4 protein-coding genes are annotated in these 4,578 nt (G+C 73.4%); all 4 read right to left on the reverse strand.

The annotated features are described in order from the left end of the window. Positions 1-152 precede the first annotated feature (152 nt). Positions 153-1,637, reverse strand: coding sequence for a sodium:solute symporter family protein (locus ACFU99_RS34015; protein ID WP_384399532.1), 1,485 nt, complete (start codon positions 1,635-1,637; stop codon positions 153-155). Positions 1,638-1,706: 69 nt separating this feature from the next. Continuing rightward, the gene (gene solA, locus ACFU99_RS34020) at positions 1,707-2,861 is read right to left on the reverse strand and encodes an N-methyl-L-tryptophan oxidase (RefSeq protein WP_384399534.1); all 1,155 of its coding nucleotides are present in this window, start codon (positions 2,859-2,861) and stop codon (positions 1,707-1,709) included. A gap of 23 nt (positions 2,862-2,884) precedes the next feature. Continuing rightward, the gene (locus ACFU99_RS34025) at positions 2,885-3,610 is read right to left on the reverse strand and encodes a GntR family transcriptional regulator (RefSeq protein ID WP_384399537.1); all 726 of its coding nucleotides are present in this window, start codon (positions 3,608-3,610) and stop codon (positions 2,885-2,887) included. Positions 3,611-3,750: 140 nt separating this feature from the next. After that, positions 3,751-4,578 (reverse strand): alpha/beta hydrolase domain-containing protein (locus ACFU99_RS34030; protein ID WP_384399540.1); only part of this gene is annotated, 828 nt, incomplete at its 5' end.

The raw sequence follows: 4,578 nt of genomic DNA on the forward strand, positions 1-4,578 counted from the left end.
AGAGGATGACGGCGGCGCCGCGCAGGGCCAGTGCGCGGGCCGTGGCGGCGCCGAGGACGCCGCCGCCGATGACGGCGACGCGCGGCGGGGCGAGGGGAGAGGGCGCGGTCATGGGGCTTCCTCCGTATCCGTAGGGGATTCGTACAGCGACGTCAGGCGGAAGTGCTCTCTTCGGGGTCTTCTTCGGCGATTGCTTCGGGATTCGCTTCGGGGCTTTCGTCCGGAGCAGGGGCGGGCGCCGGGCGGCCCGAGCCGAGGGCGCAGCCCAGCAGGACGACGGCGGAGGCCGCGATGCCGTACACCGCGTACGGCACGACGGTGCCCAGGAGCTGGGCCGCGCCGCAGCCCGCGAGCCCGGCCAGCATCGAGGCGAGCGCGGCGGCGGGCGTCAGCCGGAACCGGCGGCGCAGCGCGTAGCCGAGGAACAGCGGGGCGGCGAGCGCCGCGGCCGAGTACGCGTAGGTGGCGACCAGCCAGGTGAGCGCGGTCGGGTAGGAGATGGCGAGGACGGCGGCGATCGCGGTGACCACGACGGTGCAGAGCCGGGAGAGCGCCACCGTCCGCCGGTCGGTGCGCCGCCTCCCGGCGACGCCGCTGTACAGGTCGCGCACCAGGTTGGTGACGACGGACTGCAACGCGCTGCCGGACGTCGAGACGATCGTGGCCACCAGGAACGCCCCGTAGGTGACGAGCAGCAGCGGCGGCAGCCGCGTGATCAGCCAGCCCGCCGCGTCCTCCGGGTTGCCGAGGCCCGGGTGCTGTGCGCGCACGGACAGCCCGATGGCCGCCGCGTAGACGCCGCCGACCAGGATGGTCAGCCCGCTGAGGATGATGCCGCGACGGGCGTCGGCCACGTTCTTGGTGGCGAAGATGCGCTGGTAGTAGAGCTGGTTGGTGAGGGTGCCGGGCAGGATCGCGGCCACCCACAGCCAGATCTGGTCGCCGCCGGCGGCGAAGAGGCCGCTGGGCCGCCACAGCCGGTCGGGCACGTGCGCGGTGATGCCGCTCCAGCCGCCGGCCAGATGGACGGCGTAGGCGGCGACCACCAGCGACATCACGATCTTGAAGATGCCGAAGACGAAGTCCGTCCAGGCCACCGAGGTCAGCCCGCCCGGCAGCACGAACAGCAGGGAGCCGACGGCGATGACCGCGATCAGCAGGCTCGGCGACAGACCCGTCAACTGCCCGAACAGCTGGGAGAAGGCGACGAACTGCGTTGCCAGCCAGCCGAACGGCACGACCAGGGCGCAGACTCCGGCGAGCGCGACGGTGGTGCGGCTGCGCCCGAACAGGCGCGTGACGATGTCGGGGACGGTGCTGAAGCCCTGGTCGCGCAGCCAGCGTGCGGTCAGGGAGAGGCCGAAGAAGCCCAGTACGACGCAGAGTTCGTACGCGAAGACCGACCAGCCGGCGGCGTACGCGATGCCGACGTGGGCGATGAGGATGCCGCCGCCCGAGGCGGTCGCGAACTGGGTGATGACGACGACGATGAGGGGCAGGGACTCGGGGGCGGAAAGCCAGTCGGCGGAGTTCTCGGCCCGGCGGCCGAAGTACGCCGACAGCAGCGCGCCGGCGGCGATGATGAGCAGGCCCGCGGCGGTGATCGCGGCGATCTGGGCGGTGGAGTGGTGCGGCAAAGGTCACGCTCCATGGGAGGCAAGGGGCCTGGAGGTGTGGTGTGCCGTGCTGGGTGGGGGCGTGGGGTGTCAGCCGCCGAAGCGCGCCGGGTCGAGGAAGGAGATGTCGTAGGCGGACTTCCCCTCCGTGACCAGCGAGGCCGCGATCTCCCCGAAGACGGGGGCGAGTTTGAAGCCGTGCCCGGAGAACCCGGCGAGGAGGGTGGCGTCGCGGGCGCCCGGCAGCGGGCCGAGCAGCGCGTGCTCGTCGGCGCTGAACGCCTCGGCGTACACGCCGATGCGCACCGGGTGCGGCACGAGCCCGGGGAGCAGCCGGGCCACGGCGGCGGAGGCGGCACGGGCGAACCCGGCGTCCGCGCCGCGGGGCAGGTCTTCGGGGGCCTCGGCGTCGGGCCAGGGCAGATGGTGCGGCACGATCTTGACGGCGGTTCCGTCGAGCACGGGGAAGCAGGAGAAGCCCGCCTCGGGATGGCGCCGGATGGCGATCGGCAGCCGGTCGGGCCGGTGCGCCGCGACGTCCCGGGCGGCGAACCACGCGGCCGTGATGCGCCGGCCCCGCAGCGGAAGGCCCGCGAGCCGCGCGAACGAGCCGGACCAGGGCCCCGGGCTGAGGACGACGTGGTCGGCGTCGTACGTCGCCTCCCCGGCCGGGTTCTCGGCGCGGACGCGCCAGCCGCCGCCGGGGCGTTCGTCGAGGCCGGTCACCCGGTGATACGGCAGCAGGCGGGCGCCCAGTGCCCGCGCGCGGGCGAGCGCCGCCTGCACGGCGGGCTCGGGGCGCAGCACGCCGGCCCGCGGGTCGAGTACGGCGATCTCGCCGTCGTCCAGGCGGTGCTGCGGGAACCGCCGGGCGGCCTGCGCGGCGTCCAGCACCTCGATGTCCAGGCCGTGTTCGGCGGCGCTGCCCCGTACGGCCCGTAGGTCGGGGTGGTCCGGCGCGCCGAGGGTGAGGCCGCCGCAGAGGGTGAGCAGGGCGCGGTCGGCCTCGCTTTCGAGGCGGCGCCACAGCTCGTAGGAGCGGCGCAGCAAGGGGATGTAGGACGCGCCTTCCTTGTAGGCGGTGCGGAAGATCCGCGACTCGCCGGCCGAGGCGCCGCGGTCGTGGCCGGGGCCGTACGCGTCGAGGGCGAGGACCTCGGCGCCCCGGGCGGCGAGGTGCCAGGCCGTCATGGCGCCGATGACGCCGGTGCCGATGACGGCGACGCGCAGCGGGGGAGTGGGCATGGGGTGCCTTCCGACGAAGGGGGTCAGGGCCCGTCCGGCACCTCCAGGACCGACTGCTCGACGAAGAACTCCGTGCGGCCCGGGCGCATGACGTGCCACATGGCCTCCGCGAGAGAGCCGTCGGTCAGCCGGGTCAGCCGTCGCAGCCGGAGGACGGCGACGCCGGGCGGGGTCGCCAGCAGGCCGGCGGTCTCCGCGTCCAGGACCAGGGCCTCGACGTACATCCGCGACGTGCTGACCGGGATGCCGGTGCGGTGGAAGTAGTGCAGGACGGTGAGGTGTTCGAGCTCCTCGCTCAGCAGGCGCGGGGCGAGGCGGTAGGGCACGGCGGTCAGTTCGACGGCGAGCGGTTCGCCCTGTTCGTCGTACTTGACGCGGCGCAGCTCGTTGACGGGGTCGGTGTCGGTCAGTCCTGGCAGGGCGACTCCGGCGTCGCCCGCCGGGATGACGCGGGCGGAGTGGACGACGTGCGGGCCGGGCACTTCGGGCCCGGTCTGCCGCACATCGGTGAAACGCAGCAGATTCTCCTGGCGCGCGCCCTCGGCGACGAAGGTCCCCCGTCGCCGGTAGCGGACCACGAGGCCCGCCCGGGCGAGTTCGTGCAGGGTGCGCTGCGCGGTGGCGCGGCTCACCCCGTACTCCTCGCACAGCTCGGCCTCCGTCGGAACCCGGGAGCCGGGCGGCAGTTCACCCGAGGTGATCCGGGACTCGATCTGGGCCCGGATCCGCTGGTACTTGGGTACGCCCATTGATTTGATACAACCATTCGCCAATTGACCGGTCAATAGTGTGGAGCGGTTCGGTCTCCACCCATGGTCGCGGCCGGCGCATGGACGACGGTCTCGGGGTGCTGTGGAACACCGGCCTCCCCGAGACCGTCGACGGCCCGTTACGGGACGCGGCTCGTAGCCGCCTCGCGGATCAGCGCCCGGCCGTCCGCGGGGGTGATGGTCCGGCCCACGACCATCCGCAGGGTGTCCGCCGTCACCGCGAGCACGTACGAGGCGTGCGTCGGGTACAGCTTCGCCAACTCGGCCTTGGAGAAGGGGACCTCGTGCCCGGCCTCACTACAGCCCGGCCCGCCGGAGGTGCCGTACCAGGTGCTGGTGGGTACGTCCACGTACGGCGAGCGGAGGCCGCCGGTGACGTTGCCGTGCCGGTCCAGCACGGGCTCGCCGTTCTTCACGGTGATGGGGGCGGAGCGCGGCGGGGCGATGCCGCGCTCGGTCCACTGCTCCAGGTTGCGCAGCGTCGCGTCGAAGAAGATGTAGCTCGGGAAGCGGCTGCGCGGGCCCTCGGCGCAGGTGGCCGGCGGGACGTCGCGCCCGGTCTTCTCGATGTCGGCGGGGCGGGCCGAGTAGGTCAGGTCGTCCGGGGACGCGTGGCCGGCGCCGGCCATCTCGTAGCCGCGGTAGCGGTCGCCGGGGGCGTCGCTGTCGGGGCGGCGGGAACCGATGCCCGTCAGGTAGTCGGTCTGCGACATCACGTGGACGACGGGCACGCCGATGTCCTTGATCTGGAAGCGGGGATCGCCGGCGGGCGGCAGCGAGGCGCACTGGTTGATGGGGGCGAGCCCGACGAAGCCGGCCCCGGCGGTGGCGACGAGGTAGCCGTCATAGATGGGCTTGCCGCCGTTGGCCTGGTCGGCGAGCGGCCGTACGCCGTTGATCCAGTCGTAGAGGTAGCCGCCGGTCTGCGAGTAGCCGAAGCCGTAGAC

This window comes from Streptomyces sp. NPDC057654, from assembly GCF_042800135.1.
Taxonomy (GTDB): domain Bacteria; phylum Actinomycetota; class Actinomycetes; order Streptomycetales; family Streptomycetaceae; genus Streptomyces.

What these genes read in the sequence shown, in the direction of transcription:
- solA (WP_384399534.1), bottom strand. Translation starts at nt 2,861, where the DNA reads ATGCCCACTCCCCCGCTGCGCGTCGCCGTCATCGGCACCGGCGTCATC.
- ACFU99_RS34025 (WP_384399537.1), bottom strand. Translation starts at nt 3,610, where the DNA reads ATGGGCGTACCCAAGTACCAGCGGATCCGGGCCCAGATCGAGTCCCGG.